Here is a 22,579-nt window from a genome sequence, read left to right on the forward strand (position 1 = left end):
GGCCTTATCTCTTTGCTATGGCTAAGAGGTTTTCGTCGTAAGTGAGTATGCCGAGCATTACCGCGTTGCTGAACTTCACGAAGGGCAGGCGGTAGGTGCCCGTATCCGAAAAGGGATTCTTGCGCAGGGGATCCTGGATGGTGACCATGCGCGTATGCGGATCCCACGCGTTCACCACCACGAAATGCCCCACGGGATGGCCCGCGACATCGTCTTCCAGGTTGTCGTGGGTTTCCCGGGACTGCTGGTAGAGATAGGTCGCGGAAAGACCGCAAATGACCGGCTTATGCGACCGGAATAGGCGGCCCATCAGATCCTCGTCCAGATCGTCGAAGCGAACCTTGCCGCCTTTTTTGAGGAAGTCCTGGTAAAAGCGGATCACTTCCTTCTGCTTCACGCTGCGCACCCGGCTTTGGCGAAGCCGTAGCTTTTGCGACAGGTCCTTGGACGGCAGATCCTTCCAGGTGGGATCGAAGATTTTCAGGTTGTAGGTGTAGATTTCGGCGTCGTAGCCGTGGGCGAGGGCATGCCGGGCCAGGTTCACGGCCACAGTGCCACCCGTGCGCCAATGTTCGATTTCGTGCTTGAGCGTGGCCAGGGATGTGGGATGCGCGTAGTAGTCGTAAATCGCTTTAAGGCAAGTGATGCCGCAACTCTCGTCGTCGGGCTGCTGGGTAACATGGAGGTCGAGCTTCATCGGAACAGGCAATCCCCGTACCAAGGGCTGCGCGCGGCCCCGCTCTTCGCCCGCGCTCTGTCGGCGACCTGAATCATTGCCCTTGCAACGCTCCCTGGATCATCTTCTTCATCTGCTCGATCTGCTCAGGCGTAGGCTGGGACGTTCCCGCCCCGGCGAGATCGGATTGGGCGTACCCCGTGGGCACCGAGAACATGGAGGTCGGCACCGTCCGACGTTCGATTTTCCGGACCTCGGTGGTGACGCGCTGGCCGTCCCGCACCACGATGCAGCGCATGGGCAGGCCCGACTTGCCGGCCGCGTCCAGGGCGCGGAAGGCGTCGGCCGCGCCGAATTGCGGATTGGCCTGCTGCAGCTTGCGCAGCACGCCGTAGACGTCCGGCAGTTCCTGGGTGACCCATGCGTCCACCAATTCATGCGGCCGGGTCAAGGTCAGGTGGGTGCAGGCATAGCCGAGCAGCTTCTCCTTGCCCACTTCCTTGAGGGTATACTTCCCCCCGGCGGAATCGGCCCCGGGCGCGTCCGTGAGATCGATCACGCTATAGGATTTCATGGCATCGTTGACGAGGGTGGCCTTGCGCGGCGCCTTGGCATCCAGCAGCACGGCCATGCGGAGGGGCGTGGGCAGGGGATTCATCGTGATCGCCAAGTCGAGCTTGGCGCGCTCCCCCGCCATCCACAGGCGCAAATCGCCGCCCCCGCTTTCCATGGTGAGCTTGAGATCGATCGCGCCTTCGAAGGGCCCCGCGCCGGCGCCTTTCGCTGCGGCCATGGCACGGCCGCCGGCCGCCAATAGGAAAAGGAAGAGGAAGGTGGGAAGGATCGGAAGGCGTTTAGGCATCGAGTGGGTGGGGTATTCCTTGCTATCCGATTATAAAAGTAACTTATCGGCGGAGTCGATGCCTAACCTTTCCCGGATTAAAATCGGAAGCGGGGAAACCCCCTGAGCCGCTTCTCCCTGAGCGCCATCCTGACGCTCGGCGTCCTGGTCGCGCCCCTTCGGACCGGCGCCGCTCCGTCTCCCGCCCGCCCCGCCGTTTCGGCGCCCACCGCTCCGGCTCCCGCCACAGCGGCAACCCACGCCCCGGCGCCCGCCGCTTCGCCTTCTCCCTGCGCCGCCAGGTCCCCCGACGAAGCCCCGCCCGTTCCCGGATCCCCCGCCGCCGTCCTCAAGGCCTTCGACTCCCTGCTCGATGCCGGCCGCCTGCCCCAGGCGCGCGCGCTCTGCGCCGGTTCCATGCTGCGCATGTTCGACTTCGTCGCCCTGGCCCAATCCAAATTGGCCGGCCTGGTCGACACCTGCCGCAGCCATGAAAAGATCCTGGAGGAGAAGCAGGGCGGAGGTTGGGCCTACGTCAAGTCGGCCGGGGTCACCGTCTTCAAGCGCCCCTTCATGGGCCAGGACTCCCTGGCCTCCGTGCAGGCCGCCCACCTCTACCGTTCGGGCCGGTACTGGCTTCTGGTGGAGATGGAAGAATTGCCCGATAGCTCGGCCCCCGTCCATCTGCGATCCGGTACGCCCAGGCTCGAAGTCGCTTCCGATCCGGGCGACCTTCGGTCGGGCGACCTTCGGTCGGGCGGCGTCCCGTCGGGCAGCGTCCCGTCGCGAGCCCTTCGGTCGGGAACGCCCACCCAGGCCGATGCCGGGTCGGCCTCAGGGGCCGCGAACCTGTTCCCGGTTTCGCGTTTGGCTCCCTCCCAAGCCGGCCTCGCCGATCGCCTGCGCCTGCGGCTCACCTTGAGGAATGGCGAAGCCTGGGAAGGCTTGCTCCCCTTGGGGCCGGGCCAGGTCCGCTTGCGCGCCCTCTCCCCTTCCGATTGGATCGTGGAGAATCGCAAGGTGGCCCCGGGGCCGCGCGCGGCCGCGCCCACTTCGGCCAGCGATGCCCGCTGGCTTTCGTCCAATTCCTTCCTGGTCCTTACCGATACCTTATTGCAGGCCACGGCCGCTTCCATCGCCGGGAAAGAGACCGATCCGCAACGCATCGCGGACGCCGTTTACCGCTGGGTCTCCGACCGTTTCCATTTCCGCTTAGGGTCCGTGCTTTTCGGGGCCAGCCCCGAGGTGCTGCGCAATCTGACGGGGGATTGCTCCGAGGCCGCCGTCCTCACGGCCGCATTGCTCCGCGCCCGCGGCGTGCCCGCGCGCATCGCCCTGGGATTCGCCAGCCTGGGCAGGGGGGTATTCATCGGACATGCCTGGTGCGAAGCCCGCCTGGGGGGAGAGTGGGTGGGCGTGGACGCGGCCCTGCGCGAGTTCCCGTCCGGCGTGGAACGGATCAAGCTGGCCGAGCTGGACGGCCGCGAGAACCTGCAGATCGCGGCGACCAACCTGATGATGCGGTTGATCGCGAATCTGGACGTGCAGATTGAGGGCGCCTGGAAAGACGGGAAGCCCTTGCCGCTGAAGCGCTTCGAAGGCAATGCGGCCGAGGCGGAGAAATACTTCCAGGACATCTTGGACGGAGCGACGGAGAAGCCCTAAGAAAGAGGGTACAGGGTGAAGGGTATCGGCGCGGAGGCGCCGGTGGGCCGATCCTCTTGATCCTAACCCTTCACCCTTCACCCTTCACCCTGTACCCTCTACCCTTTTTCACTTCCACATCGTCACTATCACGATGGCCGCGAACATCAGCCCGGCCCCGATCAACCTGCGTCCCATTACGCCCGCCCCGGACAGGCGCTCGGTATTGCTGAACCAATGGCCCAAGAACCAGATCAACAGGAAATTCCAGAGTCCCCGGGAACTGAAGAGGATGTTCACCAGGGTCACCTGCCCGTAGATGCCGATCACGGCGGTGAGCAGAAGCGATTGCAGCCCGAGCACCAGGGAGCCGGCGGCCAGCCAGGCGAAGCCGCCTTGCGGCATCCGCCAGGGCGGAGCCTTAAGGCGCGGGACAAGGGCCAGGGAATACAAGGCCGTGCACAGGGCCATGGGGGGAAGGAAATGGAACGCGCCCCAGCGCGGCGCCCATTTCTGGATCAGCACGTCCCCGATGGCGAAGAAGGCGGCCGCGCAGAGGGAGTAGAGCAAGGTGCGCCAGACTCCCCGGCGCAGGTGGGGCGCTCCGGCCTGGAGCAGGAAAACGGCGGCGAAGGAAAGCGAGGCCGCGATCCACCAAGGCAAAGGGACCGTTAAGCCGAGCAGCAGTTCCGTGAAGAGGGCGACCAAGAGCACCTTGGAGCCCAAAGCCGGGGTCGCCACGGTGAGATCCCCCGATGCGAAGGCGAGGATGGCGCAACCCTGCCCCGCGAAGGAGGTAAGCCCGATCACCGCGGGCTGCCACCACACGTCCCAGGGGATAGATCGGCTTTCGAAAGGGAAGGCGAAAACGAAAACCAGGGCCATGGCCCAGAAGTTGGCGATCAAGGTCGAAGGCATGTCCGCGCCCTTTTCGATGGACCGCTTCATCAATAAGGTGCCGGTCGGATACAAGAAGGCGCAGCACAGCGGGACCAGCAAAGGGACGAGGGAACGCGTCATGGGCGGACGCAAGATAGATTATGGCGGAGCCGGGGTTTCACGGGCCATGGCGCTCTATACATCCATAACGGGGGCGGGCCTATATCTTCAAGGTGCTGGATAGGAATAGCCCGAAGTTATACGCGTCGAAGTTCTGGCGCGGGCGGTAGACCTTATCGGGGTGGTCGGGATCGGACTCCAGGACGTAACGGCCCCCGTCGAGCCGGGTCCATTGGAAATGGGTGATGGAGGCGTCCCCGTAGGCCATGCTGAATCCGAAGCGCGATTGGGTGAGATCCTTATCCATCCCCAAGGAAACGGTGAAACCGTAGTAGTCGATATTGCGATCCCAGCTGGCGGGCCGGTTATCGTCCGGGCCTTGGCTGAAATCGGTATAACCGCCGCAAGCGATGGAGTAGCCTTTATATATCACCGCTTCGAAACCGCCCGAGAAATCGACGACCGATTTTTTCAGGATGGTATAGGTCTGCTCCAGCGGCGCGTAGCGTTCGAAGCCGGAGCGATTCAAGGCGATGCCGGTGTCCGGCGTCAGGCCGGTATAATCGTATTGGCTGCCGAGATAGTAATCGGTTTGCGCCGTGAGCAGAAGCCGATCGATGGGCCTCCACGACGCCCCGAGGGAAAGGCTGGGGGCGGTGACCTCGGTATGCCTTTCCGAACGCGAGGTGCTATAGATCTCGGGCGCATAGGTCGTCGGCGCGGAATTCGCGCTGACCACGGTATCGTTCCAGATATCTTCCACGCGCTGCTCTTCGGTGCGGGACACCCAGACCATGCTCCCCGGCGAAAGGTTGATGCCGATGGAGAAGTCCGGGCTCATGCGGATCAGGGCCCCGAAAAATGCCGATCCGCCCAATCCCGTTTGGGTCACCGAACGGGTCACGTTGTTCTCATGGAAGCGAGACAAGTCATCCGGGTTCCCGTCCACGTAGTTCCCGTCCCATCCGCCGAACGCCGTCTTTTCCAATTCGGTATTGTAGATGGCATACAGGGAAAACCCCAATGAGATCTTGTCGTTGTACTTGAACGCGATGCTGGGGCCGATCTGGGTCGATTTCGAAACGTCATAATAGGATAAGCTCAACCGCGTGTAGCAGGGATCATTCAAGCCCGGTTCGGAAGAGCACCAAGAGCCCGTGCCTTCGTCGTGGTAGGCGCCTTCGATCTTCTGCTCTCCGGTGAAAAGATCGTTGAGCGGCGTCACCACGCTGAACCCGTAGGCCCAATTGCCCATCCGCTGGGAGAAGGCGGTGATGGTGGGGCTGAAGTTGAAGGAGTTGTAAGGGATGTCCGTCCCCTCCGCGATACCGATCCTCTCCTTCTGGTATTGCACCACCTGGGCCGAGACGTTGAGCTTGATGTTCTTGATCTGGGTAAGGCCGGCCGGGTTGTAGTAGGTGGCGGTGGCGTCGTCGGCGAGCCCGGCGAAAGCGCCGCCCAAGGCCGCGCCCTTATCGCCCACCAGCACGATCTTATGGTTGAACGAATCCGCGCGCGCGGATAGCCAACATGCGGCCAGGACCATCCCGGCCTTCGGGAAAATGCGCATACCCCCTATTCTTCCATGCCCGGCAGGCGGTCGGCCAGGGATAGGCGTACTTTGCCCCGGGATTTATCTTGGACCCGGAGTTTCCGGGAGGATCCGATGTTCGCCCGCCGCCTCGATGCCGCTTTGATGGAATCCACCCTGGCCCGCGCCCGGGTTTCCCCGCGCCGCCGGGCGAATCATTGCTTCCATGCCCCCGCCGATCGCCTACAGCGGATGGTGATTGCCGCCTTGGCGGGCAGCTACTTCCCGCCCCATCGCCACAAGGATCCGGATAAGCTGGAGATCTTCACCATCCTGTCTGGCCGGGTCCTGGCGATCACCTTCGACGATGCGGGAGGGTTGGACGAGACGGCCTTGCTCTCGGCCGACCCGGAGGAGCGGGCCCGCGGCGCGGTCGCCCAGGTGGAGATCCCGCCCGGCGCCTGGCATACCCTGGCGGTCTTGTCCCCGGAAGCTGTGATCTACGAAGTCATCGACGGCTATTTCGATGCCAAGACCCACAAGCGCTTCGCGCCTTGGGCGCCCTCCGAGGCCGATGCCGAAGGCGCCCAGGCCTATCTCACCGACCTTATCGAACGCTGCGGCGCGGTCTAGCTTCGCGGTCAAAGCTCCGCTATCGGGTCCTCGCGGGCCGGGCCTACTCCGCGCTCTCGCGGTCGAGGCAAAGCCATCCCTCCGCGGCCCAGTCCCGGAACCATCCGGAGACCTCCCGCTCGAGCAAGGCCTGATCGGAAGGGGCCAAGACCCCATCGAGCCGGGCGAACACCTCGGGCAAGGTTCCCGGAAAGGCGCGCAGCAATGCCAGGGCGGCGGCCGGCACTTCGGTTTTCATCACCCGCAAATCGGCCTCCCGATGGACCACGAGGTCGGCGGAGACGCGCAGGGGAGGGTCCATCGTCGCTTCCAAGCTTTCATCGGCCAGGCATCTGCCGCGGTACTCGGCGAAATCCCAGTCGGTATGCAATGGCGTTACGTGCGGCGCCAAGCGTAGTCGCTCCGCCATCAAGGCCTCCGGGCCCAGGCCGGCGGCGGCGAGGGTCGCCCCGTCGGGGGCATCGAACGCTTTCGAAAGCGCGCGCTCGTAGGCGATCGCCTGCAGGACCGTATCCCGCAGCGGCCCCGCATAGCCGGCTGCCAAGAAGCCGGGGAATCCCGCGTCCAGGTCCGCCAGGAAAGGGGATGCGGGAGGATGGGCTTGCAAATACCGCACGGCCCAGTCATTGAACTCCTGAAGCCCCATCAGATGGATGGCCGCCGTGTAGTCCGATTGCATCACCGTGACCAGCCGGAACCAATATTGTTCGTTGTACACGCCCAAGCGATCGAAACCGCCCAGGTCCCCCTTGGACCGGAGCCGTTCGGCGGCCGATTCGGCCAAGCCGGGCGAAGACACCGCCAAAGGATTTTCGCCATAGCGCTTGGGAAGCGGGTTGGCGATGGCGGAGCCGAACCACGCCTGCAGGGCGGCTAGCGACAAGGAGGGAGGGTTTTCCGGCTCGCGATTTTGTGCCATGGCAGTAAAGTAGTTCCCTTACTTCTTGAACACGAAATACGCGGCGCCCATCATGCAAAGCCCCGCGGCGGCGTAGTTCCAGCGCAGTTGTTCCTTGAAATAGATGGTGGTGAACACTGCGAAAACGCCTAGGGTGATGATTTCCTGGAGAATCTTAAGCTGGGAAGGCGTGAATCGATACGACCCGATGCGGTTGGCGGGCACTTGGAAACAGTACTCCAGCAAGGCGATACCCCAACTGGCGAGGATCGCCTTCCAAAGGACCTCGCTCCGGAACTTGAGGTGCCCGTACCAGGCGAAGGTCATGAAAATGTTCGAGACGAGCAGGAGGAGGATGGTCGTCATGGCCAGCGAAAATAATAAACCCTTGGCCCGAAGGGACAAGGGTCGCCCTCGGCCCCGCAGGCCGAGGGTCACCCCCGGCCTTGCGGCCGGAGGCTATGCATGTTCCGATAAGGCGCGGTCCTAGAAGCCCAGCGCCATACCGATATTCGCGAAGAGCCCCTGACCCGCGTTGCCGCCGATCAGGTAGGGTCCATTGGCGAGGACCGCTTCTTTGAGGCTGCCTTCCAAAGCGAAGTTATCCTTGACCCAGCGGAGGCCCACGGAGACGTCGGCCCCGCCGGTCAGCATGGTCGAGGAAGTATTGTTGTTTGCAGGCTCATCCTGGGCGCCGCGCAGGAGGGCGGTTACCGAGAATCCGGAAAAGCCTTCGAAGCCATGGCCGAACTGCTTCTGGAAGGCGATGTTCGGGCTGATGGAGACCGCGTATTGGTTGCCGTGCGTGGGGCCGACCGAATCGTTCTCGAAAGCCAAAACGCCGTTGGCGCCGATGAACACCGAGTAGTCGCTATTCGCCCGCAGGATATAGCCCCACATGGGCATGATGGTCAGCATGTTGACCATATCGTCCACGTTCGGGGTGGGCGTATCGTCGGTGTGCAAGCCCAGCACGTAGTTGCCTTCGATGTTGACGGATTGGGTGCCCTCGACGGTGGCATCCTTCTTCCATCCGGCCATGAGGCTCAACTGATGATGGTTGACCTCGGTGTTGGAGCCCGCTGCCGGCTCGGTGGTTACGCTGTTATGCGGCGCGGCCGGCGGGATGGTGGGGAAACCGGTGTTCCAGCCCACGGACCCGTACACGTCGCTGGCGCCCAGGCCTAAATCGAAGAAGGCGCCGAAACCGCTGGCATCGTAATAGGTGGTGGTGGTGCCTGCCGCCGTCTTGTTGCTGACGCGATCCACGGCCAGCATGAGGCCGCCGCCCCAGGCGGTTCCTTTTCCCAATCCCAAACGCAAGGTGTTCGGAACTCCCGGAGAGGCCGCGCTCACCGGACCGGTGACGTCGCCGAACCAGTTCCAGCCCATTCCCTTGATGGAGAATGCGGCATTGCCCATGTCCGCGCCGCCGAAACCGGCGAAATATTGCTTGTCGCCGATGAGGGTTGGACGACGGGAGTAATCGTCAACGGTGTTGTCCGCGGCGATGTTTCCTTTGGTTACGGTAGCATAAAGTCCGGTGCGGGGCGCGGCGGGTGCAGGTGCCGACGCCGGCGAACCCTGCGCCATGGCCAAACCCGAAACCGCAAGGCAAGTAGTCGCTATCGTTCTGAGTATCGTCATGGTGCTCCGTTTCTGCTTCAAGTGGCGCCTTCGGAATTTTGAATTGTTTCAATCCGCTTTCCAAAAGCGTCCAGAAGTTAACAAAACCCAAGTCAAATCGGGCCGCTTGCGGTTAGGGAAGACTCAAATCACCCGTAACCGGCGAATTTCCCCACTTACGACGCGATTTGTTAACATCTGTGGATAGCTTGTGGATAAACGCCGGGAAGCGATTTTCGACTACTTCCCGGCCTTTGAAAGGACTAAGTAATTCGGGGGGAGGTAGCGTTCAAGGCACCCCCTGCTTCCGACGGCCGAGGCAGTAATAGGCGCGTCAGAAGGGGTTCACTTCCGTAATGATGATGCTCTCGAACCGGTTCAATTCCTTCTCATGATATTGCAGGAAAATCGTTTCCGTACGCACGCCCCTGAGGATGTTCACGATAAAGCGGCTATAGCGATAGACCATGGAGATTCCCCGTCCGCTCTCGTCCCAGATACCCGGAGGCATTTTTTCATCGCCGATCTTGGATTGCCGTCGCAACTTTTCCAGCACCCGCAACATGGAGAGCGAGCCGGTGGAATCCATCACCGAAACGCCCAACTTTTCCTTATCCCCCACCAAGCTGATCTTGATACCGCGCCGTTCCGGAATCTCCACCTCCGGGGGCGCTTTCAGGAGCTTGGCGTCCCTCTCCTCCGGAGTGATGCCTTCGATGGCATAGGCGAAAGTGTTGAGCATCAGCTCGTGGAGGAAGACGCGGAACGAGGCCTGTTCTTCTGGCTTCACGTAAGGCTGGCAGGCCCGGAAACATTCATCGATCGCGCTTTCCACACGGACCTGGCCCGCGAACGTCCGGTACAACGGGCCCACCGCGAACCCATCGGGGAAATAAGGCGCGAAGCCGAAAATGTTTCCCGTCAAAAGCCGGATGGTGAGCGCACGGATGACATCGTCGTCGAAAAGCCCTTTCTTGATCACGTTGCCGATGTGGAAATCCCGCGCGATGCCGAAGTAGTCGGTACCGTCGTCAGCCAAGAGCACGATCTGCAAGGATGGATTGCAATCCCCGATCTCGCGGATGAGCCGCGACTCTCCCGCGGTGCCCGCATCGGTGATTTCCACGTACACCAGCCCGCGTCCTTTTTCGGGCACCACCGCGCCCCAATGGCGCGCGGCCTTGGCCACGAACCCTGGTGCGATGCGGTACTCGTCCTCCCATTTAATGCGCGCATAGCAAGCCCTAAGGCGCTCGGCCAAAGCGGCGTCGGCGCCCAGGAATACGACGGGTATGGGAAGCAATGCATCCATGTGTATAACTAAGCCTGTCGCTTGCGATTATAGCACCCGCGGGGCCCGGGTTAGCGACCTGGCGCGCGCGATTTGGGGTCCCATAGGCGCGCCGCCAATGCCTCGGAAAGCCCATGAATACGCATCTTCCGCAGACCCGGTAACGTCCCAAGAAAAGAAATTCGTTGAAACTCCCCTAAACCAGGTGGATAATCATCTGGCAGAAATGACTACCCGCACCGCATGGACGGGGGAGTGGAGTTTCAGGAGTTTAAGATGCTAACTACAGGGGAAGTGGCGAAGCTGTTCCATGTATCGGCCCAGACCGTCATCAACTGGCTCGATCAAGGCCGGATGCCCTATGAGCGGATCGGCCGGGGACCGCGGCGCCTCACCGAAGAAGCGGTCATGCGTTACGTGGAGGAAATCGGCATCTCTCCCGAAGCCCTCGACGAAGAGATTTACGCCCGCGCCACCAAGGCCGCTGCCGCCTACCGGAACGCCACCGGTCCGGCCGTGGTCGTAACCGATCCCGAGCTCAAGGTCATCGCCTGGAACGAAGCTTCCCGTACCCTATATGGGCACACCCAGGTCGAGATGTTGGGCAAACCCCTCAGCAAGATCGTCGCGAAGGTCCAAGGCTCCGACTCCAGCCTGGAGACCCTGGTACGCGCGCCCTGGCAGGACAAATCCCTCCAGATCGAAGCCATGCAGGAAACCCGTTATGGGAAGCAATTGCATGGGCTCATGACGGTCTCGCGCTTCTACATGGACGGCATGTTGGCCGGCTACGTGGTGGCTTGCAAGGAAAAGGGCAAAAAGTAACCGGAAAGTTCCGTCTCCCCGCGGTTACGGCCGCGGGCCCCAACGCTCTCGCATAGGACCCTTCCCGGGTCCTTTTTATTTGGATCGTCCTTATTTGGCGGGGCTTTTCGGCGGCACGAAGCGGAAAACCTTTTCGTCGGGCCTGGCCATGCCGAGGTCTTTGCGCGCGACTCTTTCGATATAGGCGCTATCGCGCTCCAAGCGCGCCTTTTCGATCTGCAATTCCCTTTTACGCTGGGCGAGGCTGTCCAGGTCCGATTCCATCCTCGCCTTTTCCCTCTTCAGACGCAGCAGATTGAGGGCGCCGCTGGGACCGGTCAGGACATGGTATACGCCCAAACCCGCTATGCCCAAAAGGACATATCGGAGCCACCTTACGCGTCGTTTGCCGGAGGGGGTCGCCATGAATAAGGGAAATGTAGCGCTTTCCGAAGAGCTTACCGAAAGCAATTCTAGCATTCCCGCCCGGGGAAGATCCCGGGCGTTCATTTCCTCGAAATTGGGCATTCCCTCGGCGGGATCTAGGTGAGGCGGAACAAGGCCCCAGGCATCCGTTTCACCCGGCCCTTCAGTTCCAATTCGAGCAGGCCGGTCAAAAGGCGATGGGGCTTGGCATCCTGAAGGCGCGCTTTGCGGCGGGCTTTTTCGGCGATGGCGTCCAAGGTCTGGGCTTCCCGGCCCAACAACGAGAGCAGGGAGCGCGCTTCTTCATCAAGCCCCGCCGCGGCGGCCTCCAAAGCGGTGGAAGCAGTAGTCGCGTCAGGGTAGGGCGCATTGATCCACCCGGTGGGGACGACCGCCGCGTCGGCGTGCATGGGACCGGGCAGGGCCTCCACGGCCACGCCGGACGCGGCTGGTTCGGGGGAAAAGAGATCAGGGGAATCCGGGAAGGGCCCGGCCTCATCGAGCAAGGCGGTGATCGGTGCGATCGTTTGGAATCGTCGGGCCGGGACCGCTTGGGAAGTGCCTTGCAACACCGCTACGATATCCGCGGCGCGCTCCACGAGATGGGCCCCCTCCCGGATCAGCTTATGGGTGCCGCAGCTGCCGGGTTCATGCACCGCGCCGGGGACGGCGAAAACCTCGCGACCCTGGTCCAACGCGAAGTCGGCCGTGATGAGCGCCCCGCTGTCATTTCCCGCTTCCACCACCAAGGTGCCCAGGGAAAGGGCGCTGATCAACCGGTTGCGGCGCGGGAAATGGGTGGCATGCGGCGCCATGCCCATGGGGAACTCGGATATGAGCGCACCTTTACGCGCGATGTCCCGGGCCAGGTTGGAATTTTCGGAAGGATAGATCCAATCGAGGGCCGAGCCCAGTACCGCAAGGGTCCGGGCTCCGCAATGCAAAGCCGTTTTATGGGCCAGGGTATCGATACCGCGGGCCAAGCCGGAAACGATGGTAAAACCCTGTTCGGAAAGTCCCAAAGCCATTTCCCGGGCCATGCGCGATCCGTACGGGCTCGGGAAACGCGTCCCCACCACGGCCATGGCCCGCCGATCTTCCGGCCTCCACTCTCCGGCCATGAACAGGAAGGGCGGCGGTTGTGGCAAGGTGCGCAATGGATCGGGATACGCTTCCGACCGCTCGCAAACGATACGCGCCCGCAAGCGCTGGCAGGCCTCCTCTTGGAAGCGGACCGCCCTAAGGTTGGGACCGTCCTGGATGGCTTTCAGGGTTTCAGTCTTGAGGCCCGGGCACACGGCGGTCAGTTCCGCCGCCGAGGCCGCGAAAACCGCCTCTGCCGATCCGAAAGCGGCCATCAATCGATGAAAGGTGGCGGGACCGACGCCCGAAGCCATGCTCAAGGCCAGCATCGGCCGTAATTCCTCTGGGGGAAGGTCGCCCCCGTCCCAAAAGTTTTCCATCTAAAGAGCCCCTAACATAATGGTTGCTCGGCTGCGGCCGGCTACGCGGCCCGGGGCCTGCGTCGGACTCAGTCGCGATATTCTCCGAATATCGCTCCTTCGTCCTCCTTGGCCGCGGGCCGCTCGCTCGGCCTCGCTCTTCGCCCCCATTATGTCAGGGGGCTCTTCCAAATATACTGCACATAAGTGCATTATTGCAAGAGGGTTTATTCGCTCCCGGATCCGCCGAAATGTGCATTTTTGGAGGGAAGGGGGATTTTCATGCCCAGTTATACTCTTTCCGACCTGTTGGCGATCATGGCCCGGTTACGGGCTCCCGACGGGTGTCCTTGGGACCGCAAGCAGACGCACGCCTCCTTGCTCAATTACCTGATCGAAGAGAGCTACGAGTTCATCGATGCCGTGGAGGCCGGGGACAAGGCCAATATGAGCGAGGAACTGGGGGACGTGCTTTTGCAAGTGGTCTTCCACGCGCAGTTGGCCCAGGAGGCGGGGGATTTCGATTTCGCCGCGGTGGTGCAGGGCATCGCGGACAAATTGGTGCGGCGCCATCCGCACGTGTTCGGCGAAATGAAGTTGGCCGATGCCGAAGCGGTGGAAGTGAAATGGGCGGAGCTGAAGCGCGCGGAAAAGCAAACGGGAGAGGCCGCCGCCGCCGATGCGAAGCCCGAAGGCGGACTGGGCGAAGTCCCGAAGCATCTGCCCGCCTTGCTCAAAGCGGAGAAGCTGCAAAAGCGCGCCGCCGTCCACGGTTTCGATTGGCCCGATTGGAAAGGTCCTGCCGCCAAGATCCGCGAAGAGCTGATCGAGCTCGAGGCCGAAGCCAATGCGCTTGATCGTGATCCGGATCGCATTGAAGACGAGTTCGGCGATCTCCTGTTCGCAGCCGTGAACCTGGGCCGGTTTTTCAAACTCGATCCGGAGCGGGCCTTGGCCCGGGCGAACCGAAAATTCATTTCCCGGTACGGGAAAATGGAGGCGATGGCCAAGGGTGAAGGGAAAGATTTCGGGTCTTTGCCCCTGGATGAAAAAGAAGCCTATTGGGTACGGACGAAGGAGGAGGAAAGAAAGGGTACAGGGTGAAGGGTACAGGGTAGAGGGTTAGGATCGATAGGGGTCGAGCGACCCACCGGGCGCCTCGGCGCCGGTACCCTTAACCCTTCACCCTGTACCCTTCTTAATCACTTAAAGACCAAATTATTGACGATGAGCCCGCCGAAGAACACGATCAGGTATCCGAACCACAGGAACATCAGAGGATAGTTGAAAACCTTGTCTTCCCAGCGGTGCTGGTCCGGCTTTTTCGCGCGGATTTCGGCTAGGCTTTTGCGGAGCTGGCGGACCGAAAACCAGAGGCCCGAGAGGCCGACGGCGATGAGGAGAATCGCTTTAATCAAGAACATCGGCCTCTAAGTACTCCCGAAACGGCGGAAAGGGTATGTTATTGGCTTGCCGCTTCCGCGACAATTTACTTAAATTTCATATTCTTAGTGGTTACCCACTTCCCCCTTCTTTAAAATTCCGGTTTCATCGAGGGTGGGGACCCACCCGGAAGGTGTGTCGCCTCGGGTGAGGCAGGCGCTCCGAAGCGGAGTGGCGCTCCACAAGGGAGAGGGACCTTTAGTTATTTTGATTCAGAAGAGGTTGTGATGGTTGATTTTCGCTACTACGTCCGGCTGCGCGGGCCGGGGCTGTCGTCAGGCTCAGTCGCGATACTCTCCAAGTATCGCTCCTTCGCCTTCCTCGGCCGCGGCCCGCTCGCTCGGCCTCGCAACGCGAAAATCAACCATCACAACCTCTAGGAGATCCGGTTGGATTTGACGCAGGACATCTCGCACAGGGCGGCCAAGGTCGCCGAGTCGCATGGGTTGGAGCTCGTGGACGTGGAAATTTTCCGCGCCGGCAAGCGCCGCGTTCTGCGCATCTATATCGGCAAGCGGGAGGGCGTGACGGTTAGCGATTGCGCCCACGTGAGCCGCGAGCTGGGGACGCTGCTGGACGCCGACAACGTGATGCAGGACGAGAACTACGTGCTGGAGGTTTCCTCCCCCGGCCTCGACCGGCCCTTCAAGAGCTTGCAGGATTACCGCCGGAATGTGGGCCGCTTCGTGCGGGCCACCTTGCGGGAGCCCATCGCGGGCCTGGGGAATAAAAAGCTGGTGGTCGGGAAGCTGGAAGACGTGGGCGAGGACAGCATCATCTTGGACACGGACGGGACGGCCCGTACCATTCCCCTCGGACTGATCGTACAGGCTAAGGTGGATGTCAGGCTGGGCTGAAGCCCGGTCGAATCTTTAGAGAACCAATTGGAGTATCAATGGCAGCGGAAATCTTCGAAAACTTGAACCTCATAGCCAAGTCCAAGAACCTGGGACCCGAGGTCGTGGTTACGACTTTGCAGCAAAGCCTTATCAACGCCGCCAAGAAGTACCTCAATCTGGCCAAGAATATCGAAGCCGAAATCGACAAGGACACCGGCGATATCCACGTCTATCTGCGCGTGAACGTGGTGGACGATTATCCCGACGTGGATCCCGCGCTCACCCCCGAAGAGGTGGCCGCTTTCGATGAGCGGTACATGCTGGTGGCCGAGGCCCGGGAATACAACGAGGACGCCGCCGCCGGCGATTATCTCGAAATGGAAATCCCCATCGAGAATTTCGGCCGCGCCGCCATCCAGTCGGCGAAGCAAATCCTGCTGCAGAAGGTGCGGGACGCCGAGCGCGACAAGATTTTCGAAGACTACCAGCATCGCATCGGCACCCTGGTTTCGGGCACGGTGCAGCAGGTGGATCGCGGCAACATCCTGGTGAACCTGGGGAAGACCGAAGGCATCATCCCGCTCAAGGAGCAGATCCGCAAGGAGCGCTATCGCCAGGGCGATACCATCCGCGCCTACATCGCCAACGTTTCGACCAACACCAAGGGCCCGCAGATCCTGCTCTCGCGCACCCATCCCGAATTCCTGGCCGAGCTGTTCAAGCTCGAAGTGCCGGAAATCTACGACGGCATCGTCCAGATCAAGAACGTGGCCCGCGACCCGGGCTTCCGCGCCAAGATCGCCGTGACCACCAAGGACGATCGCATCGACCCCGTGGGCGCCTGCGTGGGCATGAAGGGTAACCGCGTGCAAGCCATCGTGCGGGAGCTTTCCAACGAGCGCATCGACATCATCCATTGGGCGGACGATATGAACGCCTATATCCGCCGCGCGCTCTCGCCTGCCAACATCAAGCAGATCTCCGACATCGGGGACGGGCGCGCCGTGGTGATCGTGGGGGACGAGGATTTGTCCCAGGCCATCGGCCGCGGCGGGCAGAACGTCCGCTTGGCCTCCAAGCTCATCGGCAAGGAACTGGACATCTACGGGCAGACCGAATTCGGGAACATGCCGCCCGAGGATAAGGAAGCCCTCTTCAAGCCTCGCGAAGGCGTGAAGATCCCGGGCACCGGCGAGACGGCCGCACCGGTAACCGCGGCCGTGCCCAGCAAGTTCTCGGAATTGGAATCGCTGTTCAGCAAGAAGAAGCCGGAAGGGGAATCCGAGGCGCTGTGATACGGGTGAATCAACCGGATCGACGCGCGCGGATGCAGATTTACGAATACGCCGGGCGGAAGCCCAGAGTGGAAAAGAAGACAGTATGACCGATGCCACCAAGAAAAGAGTCTCTTCGCTCGCGAAGTCCTACGAGATCTCCAGCGACCTGCTGGTGAAACTCCTGAAGGACGTGGGCGTGGACGTGAAATCCTCCGCCGCGATGATCGATCAGCCCAGCTTCCTCAAGGTGAAGCCCCTGATCCTCGCCGAGAAGGATCGCCTGGAGAAGGACGCGCTGGTCAAGGCCGGGAAGAAGATCCCGATGAAGGCCGTGCTCAAGAAGACGCCTCCGGCGCCGCCTCCCCCGCCGCCGACCCCTAAGGTCGTGGCCGCCCCCGTGGCTCCGGCAGCGGCCATGCCGACCCCTCCCGTGATGGAGGCCAGAGCGATGGCGCCCGAAGCGCCAGCGCGCGTCGAATCGCATGCGGTCGAACGGCCCATGCCCAAGATCGAACCCGAGATCCGGCATGAAGCGCCGCACATCCCGGAAGCCCGCCCGGCCCCTATCGAGACTCCCGCTGCCGCCCAGGCCCAAACCGCGCGTCCCGTTCCTGCGGCCGAACCGGTTCAAGCTCCCACGGCCCCGGCCGCTCGCGTCGAAGCCCCTGCCGCGCCTCAGGCCGCAGCCGCTACTCCGGCAGCGCCCGCCGTTTCGGCTCCCGTGGCCGCGCCCACCGTCCAAGCTCCCGTGGCCCAGGCCGGTGCCGCACCTTCGGTTCCCGGCGCTTTAGCGCCTGCCGCTTCAACGCCCGCCGGCCAGCCCGGCTTCGCCCGGGCCGTCAATTCGCCTGCCGACGCGGAAGCCAAGGCGCGCAGCCTGCATCATGAACTGAAGGTCTCGGTCGAAAAACCGGACGCCAACCTCATGGCCCGCATCGCCAAGGCCAAGGCCGAAAGCCAGGCGCGCCAACGCGCCCGCGACGAGCGCCATCAAGGTTACTCCGGCAACCTCAACCGCCAGGCGGGCGGCTATCCGACCGGCGGCGGCGGCGGGGGATACCAAGGCGGTTACAATCGCGGACCCGGTGGTCCTGGCGGCCCCGGCGGTCCCGGTGGCCCTGGCGGATACAATCGTGGTCCTGGCGGCCCCGGCGGACCCGGTGGCGGCGGAGGCTATCAAGGCGGATACAACCGTGGTCCCGGAGGCCCGGGTGGGCCTGGCGGTCCCGGTGGCCCTGGCGGATACAATCGCGGTCCTGGCGGCCCCGGCGGGCCCGGTGGCGGCGGAGGCTATCAAGGCGGGTACAACCGTGGACCCGGCGGACCCGGCGGTGGCGGAGGCTATCAAGGCGGATACAACCGCGGCCCCGGTGGGCCTGGTGGCCCCGGCGGATACAATCGCGGACCCGGAGGCCCTGGCGGTCCCGGCGGCCCTGGAGCCCCCGGCGGATTCGGCCAGCCCCGCGACGTTTTCGCGCAGCGCGCCCAGGACGCCGGCATCATCGCCTTGTCCGGTCTCGTCGGCAAGGACGGCCGTCGCGGATTGGATCGCGACAAGGACAAGGAAAAGGACAAGCACGGGGATCGCCCCGGACCGGCCTTCGCGCCCCAGAGCCGCTCGCGCGGCGGGCATAAGCGCAAGACCAAGGAGCAAATCGAAGCCGAACTTTTGGAAGCGCGCAACAACGTCACCAAGGTTATGGCGTCGCTCTCCAAGACCGGCAAGCCCAAGTCCAAGAAGGGCCGCGAAGACGAGCAGGAAGCCGGCGTGGAGAAGCGCATCCTGAACGTGGGCGAGTTCGTCACCATCGGCGAGTTGGCCGGGTTGATGAACCTGATGCCCGCGCAGGTGATCGCCAAGTGCATGGAAATGGGCATGATGGTGACCATCAACCAGCGCTTGGATCACGAGACCATCGCCCTCATCGCCGACGAATTCGGCTACGAGGCGCACTTGATGGACGAGTACGCGACCGATACCCTGTTGGAAGATCAAATCGCGGATACGGCCGAGAACCTGATCACGCGCGCGCCTATCATCACGGTGATGGGCCACGTCGATCATGGTAAGACCTCCATCCTGGATTGGATCCGCAAGGAGAACGTGATCGCGGGCGAAGCCGGCGGCATCACCCAGCATATCGGCGCCTACCAGGTGGAAACCAGCCACGGCCCGGTCTGCTTCCTGGATACCCCCGGTCACGAGGCCTTCTCGGCCATGCGCGCCCGCGGCGCCGACATCACCGACGTGGTGCTGCTGGTGGTCGCCGCCGACAGCATGGTCATGCCGCAGACCAAGGAAGCCATCACCCTGGCGAAGAACGCCAATTGCCAGATCGTGGTGGCCATCAACAAGATCGACTTGCCCACGGCCAACTCGGCCAAGATCAAGGCCCAGCTGGCGGAAGCGGGCGTGGCTGTCGAAGAATACGGCGGAGGCTATGCCTGCGTCGAAGTCTCGGCCCGTAACGGCACCGGCATGGACAAGCTCCTCGAGACCTTGGCCCTCGAAGCCGAAGTGCTCGAACTCAAGGCGAATCCGAACCGCCCGGCGGTGGGCGTCGTGATCGAATCGCGCTTGGACAAGGGCAAGGGCGCCGTCGCCACCATCCTGGTGGAGAACGGTACCTTGAACGTCGGCGACGTATTCGTGACCGGCACCTTCGCGGGCAAGGTCCGCGCCTTGCTCGACGAACGCGGCAAGCCGAAGGATTTCGCGGGCCCCTCCACTCCGGTGCAGGTGCTCGGCCTTTCGGGCGCGCCCCAGGCCGGCGACTCCTTCGTGGTGGTCGGGGACGAGCGCGAAGCTCGCGAGATCGCGACCCGTCGCCGCGTGGCGGCCAAGGAACGCGAGATGCGGCAGAAGCGCCACATCACCTTGGATCAACTCTACGACCAAATCAAGTCGGGCGAGTTCCACGAACTCAAGGTCATCATCAAGGCGGATATGGACGGTTCCATGGAGGCCATCGCTTCCGCCTTGGAGAAGCTGTCCACCAAGGAAGTGCGCGTGAACGTGATCAGCAAGGGCGTCGGCGCCGTCAAGGATGCCGATATCCAGCTGGCCGCGGCCTCCGAGGCGCTCATCATCGCCTTCCACGTGCTGCCCTCCGAGGCGGTGCGCAATCTCGCCGAACAAGAAGGCGTCACGATCAACAACTACCGCATCATCTACGAAGTGGTGGACGAGATCAAGCTGGCCATGGAAGGCATGCTGACGCCGGAAGTGAAGGAAGAGGTCGCGGGCGAAGCGGAGATCCTCAAGATCTTCCGCATCCCCAAGGTCGGCACCATCGCCGGTTGCAAGGTCCAGAGCGGAAGCGTCGAGCGCGATCTCAAGGCCCGCGTGTACCGCAACGGCATCGAAGTCGGCGAAGCGAAGGTCACCTCGCTCAAGCGCGAGAAGGACGACGCCCGCACGGTCAAGGCCGGCTTCGAATGCGGCATCGGCCTGGAAGGCGTGAAGGACTTGCAGGAAGGCGATATCGTCGCATTCTTCAAGAAGGTGGAAATCGCCCGCAAGCTCACGCCGGCCAACGCGTAGAAGAAAGGGTACAGGGTTAAGGGTACAGGGTAAAGGGTCGAGATCGCGGCATTCCCGGTTTTCCCCTGTACCCTTAACCCTGTACCCTGTACCCTAACAATAGAAGACCCCGCATTATGTCCAGAAGAACTGACCGCATCTCCCATCTGATCCAGCGAGAGATCGGCGAGGTCATCCTCAAGGAGTTGACCGACGTCCGCATCGGCTTCGTGACGGTATCCCGCGTGGAGGTGACCACGGATCTGGCCTGGGCCAAGGTCCACGTTTCCATCATGGGTACCGATAAGCAAAAGCGCGATTCCATGGCGGGCCTGGGGCATAGCGCTTCCTACCTGCGCACCCACTTGTCCAAGGTGCTTAAGATGCGCACCGTGCCGCGCCTCCAGTTCGTGGAGGATAAGAACCTGGACCACGGTTTCCGCATCAACGAGATCCTCAACCAGATCAAGAAGAATCCCGCCCCGCCGGCCGAAGACGATGCCTGAATCGATTCCCGCGGCCCCTTCCGCGGCGGACCCGGGCCGTAACGTACGCGTTACACCCTATTCGGGGCCGGGCGGTCCCTATACGGGATCGGGCGGATTCCTGTTGCTCGACAAGCCCGTCGGGGTCTCTTCCTTCCAGGCCCTCCGCCCCGTCAAACGGACTTTCCCCAAAGCCAAGGTCGGCCATGCCGGCACCCTCGATCCGGCCGCCTCCGGCCTTTTGATCGCCGGAGTGGCATCGGGCACGCGCCTTTTGGAATACCTGGAAGGCATGCCGAAAACCTACGCCTTCACCGCCCTGTTCGGCTTCGTTTCGGATACTTGCGATCTCGAAGGCCGCGTAGAAGCCTATGCCGGGACGCGCCTCGCCGCTGCGCTGACCGCGGAGGAAGTCGAGCGCGCCATGGCCGCTTTCCGCGGGCGCATCCGCCAGGTACCTCCGGCGTATTCGGCGATCAAGATCGGGGGCGAGCGGGCATACGCCTTGGCGCGCGCCGGCGAAGTCGTGGAGCTGGAAGCGCGCGAAGTGGAGATTTTCGGACTAGAGCTGAAATCCTTCCGGCCCGGCAGCGCCGAATCCCCGGAGACGGCCCCCCAGGCGGACTTGGTCATGACCTGCTCCAAGGGAACCTATGTGCGTTCTCTCGTGGTGGACTTGGGCCGCGCGCTGGATCTCGGGGCGGTAACCGGGGCGTTACGGCGCCTCGCCATCGGGCCTTTCCGGGCGGAAGATGCCGTCACTCCGGAATCCCTCACTCCCGCCTCTTCCCTGCTGCCTTTGGAAACCGCCGTGCTCGCATTGCCCCATGTGATTATCCCCGACCCAGAAGTGGCTCGGTTTCTCAACGGGCAATCCGTACGCGCGATGATTCCCGCGGCCGACCCCGGCCGGCCGAGTGCCGGCGCGGACTTGAACCCGCCCATCGCGACCTCCCTTCCGGACAGCGCCGAACCGGCCGCCCGGGAAGTCCGCGCCCATGCCGCCGACGGGACGCTCCTGGCAATCGCCGCCCTCTCTCCCGACGGACTCTGCGGGCCGCGCAAGGTGCTCCACAAGCCCCTTCAAGAGGGAGGGGCATGAACCCGGTCGCATGGCGCAGCGTGCATCGCGAGGGACCGAGCGTGGTCGCGCTCGGGAACTTCGACGGGGTCCATCTGGGCCATCGCCGCTTGCTCCAATCCCTGGTCGCCGAAGGCGCGGCCTCGGGCCTCAAGCCCGTGTTGGTCACGTTCGAACCCCATCCCCGCTTTTTCTTCAAGCCGCAGGTGGCCCCCGCCCTGCTCACCACGCCCAGGGAAAAGATGGCCTTGCTTTCGGAATGGCCCATCGAGATCCTTCCCTTGGCCTTCGACGCCGATCTGGCCGGCCTGGAAGCGGCTGATTTCATCGACCTCTTCCTGAAGCAACGCCTGCAAGGCAAACGCTTCCTGTTGGGCCACGATCACCGTTTCGGCAAGGGGGCCAAAGGCGACGCGACCCTGGTGCAACGCCACGTTTCCGATCCCGCGCGCGACGTGCTCATCCTCGAGCCTTTCCGCCTCGACGGCGAGACCGTCTCAAGCTCGGCCATCCGCGCCCATCTCGAGGCGGGACGCATCGAGCAGGCCAACCGATTATTGGGGCGATGCTTCAGCTACTCGGGAAAGGTCGTGAAGGGCGAGGAGCGGGGCCGGCTGCTGGGATTCCCCACCGCCAACCTCGATATCGGCTACCCTTGGAAGGTGATGGTCGCCTTCGGCGTTTACGGGGGACGGGCCTTCGCGGAGGGCAAGCAATATGCCGCCATCGCCAATATCGGGCGGCACCCCACCTTCGGCGGCGACGCGGTGCATATCGAAGTGCATGTCCTCGACTTCACCGGAAACCTTTACGACGCGGATTTCCGCTTTGACCTGGAGTTCTCCGTCCGGCCCGAAAAGCGATTCCCTTCGGTCGATGCGCTGAAGGCCCAAATCGGCGAGGATATCGCTCTGGTACGCGCCCGGATGGGAGCGAATCCACAAAATCGGCCCTAAATTATGAAGTTTCGCAGGGGTTCTGGCCCTTTTGGCAGCCTGCAGGGACATTCGTTTTCCCCGCATTGACCTATATTTTGGATGCGCACCCGGAAAAACCCAGAGGGGCCGTCGCCTTAAAATCGGCAATGGCGGTTGGGATCCCCGGCGCGGGAAAGGAAATC

Annotated in this window: 21 protein-coding genes; 10 read left to right on the forward strand and 11 right to left on the reverse strand. The window is 62.7% G+C overall.

The window, feature by feature from the left end; translation table 11 throughout:
- Nucleotides 1-4: 4 nt before the first annotated feature.
- Nucleotides 5-697 (reverse strand): hypothetical protein, encoded by a 693-nt coding sequence (locus JF616_11195; GenBank protein MBW8888310.1) that lies wholly within the window; start codon nt 695-697, stop codon nt 5-7.
- 73 nt (nt 698-770) lie between these two features.
- Nucleotides 771-1,538 (reverse strand): DUF4412 domain-containing protein, encoded by a 768-nt coding sequence (locus JF616_11200; GenBank protein ID MBW8888311.1) that lies wholly within the window; start codon nt 1,536-1,538, stop codon nt 771-773.
- Between the two features lie 396 nt (nt 1,539-1,934).
- Here JF616_11200 and JF616_11205 point away from each other — a divergent pair, with 396 nt between their 5' ends.
- Nucleotides 1,935-3,182, forward strand: a complete 1,248-nt coding sequence (locus JF616_11205; protein MBW8888312.1) for a transglutaminase domain-containing protein — start codon at nt 1,935-1,937, stop codon at nt 3,180-3,182.
- A 108-nt stretch (nt 3,183-3,290) separates the two neighbouring features.
- On the opposite strand, the gene JF616_11210 is transcribed toward JF616_11205, so the two are convergent.
- Nucleotides 3,291-4,181, reverse strand: coding sequence for a hypothetical protein (locus JF616_11210; GenBank protein ID MBW8888313.1), 891 nt, complete (start codon nt 4,179-4,181; stop codon nt 3,291-3,293).
- 79 nt (nt 4,182-4,260) lie between these two features.
- Nucleotides 4,261-5,730, reverse strand: coding sequence for an outer membrane protein transport protein (locus JF616_11215; protein ID MBW8888314.1), 1,470 nt, complete (start codon nt 5,728-5,730; stop codon nt 4,261-4,263).
- A 96-nt stretch (nt 5,731-5,826) separates the two neighbouring features.
- Between JF616_11215 and JF616_11220 the strand changes: the two genes are divergently transcribed.
- The gene (locus JF616_11220) at nt 5,827-6,324 is read left to right on the forward strand and encodes a WbuC family cupin fold metalloprotein (GenBank protein MBW8888315.1); all 498 of its coding nucleotides are present in this window, start codon (nt 5,827-5,829) and stop codon (nt 6,322-6,324) included.
- 43 nt (nt 6,325-6,367) lie between these two features.
- On the opposite strand, the gene JF616_11225 is transcribed toward JF616_11220, so the two are convergent.
- The 4 genes from JF616_11225 to JF616_11240 form a co-directional block, all read right to left on the reverse strand.
- Nucleotides 6,368-7,243: a putative DNA-binding domain-containing protein gene (locus tag JF616_11225; protein ID MBW8888316.1), complete on the reverse strand. Its 876-nt coding sequence runs from the start codon at nt 7,241-7,243 to the stop codon at nt 6,368-6,370.
- Nucleotides 7,244-7,261: 18 nt separating this feature from the next.
- Complete coding sequence (locus tag JF616_11230) at nt 7,262-7,588, reverse strand: DMT family protein (GenBank protein MBW8888317.1); 327 nt, start codon at nt 7,586-7,588, stop codon at nt 7,262-7,264.
- Between the two features lie 120 nt (nt 7,589-7,708).
- A complete protein-coding gene (locus JF616_11235) occupies nt 7,709-8,869 on the reverse strand; it encodes a hypothetical protein (protein MBW8888318.1) in 1,161 nt (386 codons plus the stop codon).
- Nucleotides 8,870-9,182: 313 nt separating this feature from the next.
- Nucleotides 9,183-10,160, reverse strand: a complete 978-nt coding sequence (locus tag JF616_11240; protein MBW8888319.1) for a hypothetical protein — start codon at nt 10,158-10,160, stop codon at nt 9,183-9,185.
- A gap of 255 nt (nt 10,161-10,415) precedes the next feature.
- Between JF616_11240 and JF616_11245 the strand changes: the two genes are divergently transcribed.
- A complete protein-coding gene (locus tag JF616_11245) occupies nt 10,416-10,964 on the forward strand; it encodes an excisionase family DNA-binding protein (GenBank protein ID MBW8888320.1) in 549 nt (182 codons plus the stop codon).
- Nucleotides 10,965-11,054: 90 nt separating this feature from the next.
- Here JF616_11245 and JF616_11250 read toward each other — a convergent pair whose 3' ends face one another.
- Entirely contained in the window at nt 11,055-11,318 is a 264-nt protein-coding gene (locus tag JF616_11250; protein MBW8888321.1) for a septum formation initiator family protein, read from the reverse strand.
- Nucleotides 11,319-11,485: 167 nt separating this feature from the next.
- The gene (gene dprA / locus JF616_11255) at nt 11,486-12,781 is read right to left on the reverse strand and encodes a DNA-protecting protein DprA (GenBank protein MBW8888322.1); all 1,296 of its coding nucleotides are present in this window, start codon (nt 12,779-12,781) and stop codon (nt 11,486-11,488) included.
- Between the two features lie 312 nt (nt 12,782-13,093).
- Between dprA and mazG the strand changes: the two genes are divergently transcribed.
- Nucleotides 13,094-13,915: a nucleoside triphosphate pyrophosphohydrolase gene (gene mazG / locus JF616_11260; GenBank protein MBW8888323.1), complete on the forward strand. Its 822-nt coding sequence runs from the start codon at nt 13,094-13,096 to the stop codon at nt 13,913-13,915.
- Between the two features lie 98 nt (nt 13,916-14,013).
- On the opposite strand, the gene JF616_11265 is transcribed toward mazG, so the two are convergent.
- A complete protein-coding gene (locus JF616_11265) occupies nt 14,014-14,235 on the reverse strand; it encodes a hypothetical protein (protein MBW8888324.1) in 222 nt (73 codons plus the stop codon).
- Between the two features lie 408 nt (nt 14,236-14,643).
- Here JF616_11265 and JF616_11270 point away from each other — a divergent pair, with 408 nt between their 5' ends.
- The 6 genes from JF616_11270 to ribF all read left to right on the forward strand — a co-directional run bounded on the left by JF616_11270 (nt 14,644) and on the right by ribF (nt 22,415).
- Nucleotides 14,644-15,111, forward strand: a complete 468-nt coding sequence (locus JF616_11270; GenBank protein MBW8888325.1) for a ribosome maturation factor RimP — start codon at nt 14,644-14,646, stop codon at nt 15,109-15,111.
- Nucleotides 15,112-15,149: 38 nt separating this feature from the next.
- The gene (nusA, locus tag JF616_11275; protein ID MBW8888326.1) at nt 15,150-16,388 is read left to right on the forward strand and encodes a transcription termination factor NusA; all 1,239 of its coding nucleotides are present in this window, start codon (nt 15,150-15,152) and stop codon (nt 16,386-16,388) included.
- Nucleotides 16,389-16,473: 85 nt separating this feature from the next.
- Nucleotides 16,474-19,914: a translation initiation factor IF-2 gene (infB, locus tag JF616_11280; protein MBW8888327.1), complete on the forward strand. Its 3,441-nt coding sequence runs from the start codon at nt 16,474-16,476 to the stop codon at nt 19,912-19,914.
- A 116-nt stretch (nt 19,915-20,030) separates the two neighbouring features.
- Nucleotides 20,031-20,399 (forward strand): 30S ribosome-binding factor RbfA, encoded by a 369-nt coding sequence (gene rbfA, locus JF616_11285; protein ID MBW8888328.1) that lies wholly within the window; start codon nt 20,031-20,033, stop codon nt 20,397-20,399.
- Nucleotides 20,392-21,480 (forward strand): tRNA pseudouridine(55) synthase TruB, encoded by a 1,089-nt coding sequence (gene truB, locus JF616_11290; protein ID MBW8888329.1) that lies wholly within the window; start codon nt 20,392-20,394, stop codon nt 21,478-21,480. The genes rbfA and truB overlap by 8 nt, the downstream gene beginning before the upstream one ends.
- Complete coding sequence (gene ribF, locus JF616_11295; GenBank protein ID MBW8888330.1) at nt 21,477-22,415, forward strand: riboflavin biosynthesis protein RibF; 939 nt, start codon at nt 21,477-21,479, stop codon at nt 22,413-22,415. The genes truB and ribF overlap by 4 nt, the downstream gene beginning before the upstream one ends.
- The last annotated feature ends 164 nt before the right edge of the window (nt 22,416-22,579 follow it).

It is taken from the genome of Fibrobacterota bacterium (genome assembly GCA_019509785.1).
Lineage (GTDB): Bacteria > Fibrobacterota > Fibrobacteria > UBA11236 > UBA11236 > Chersky-265.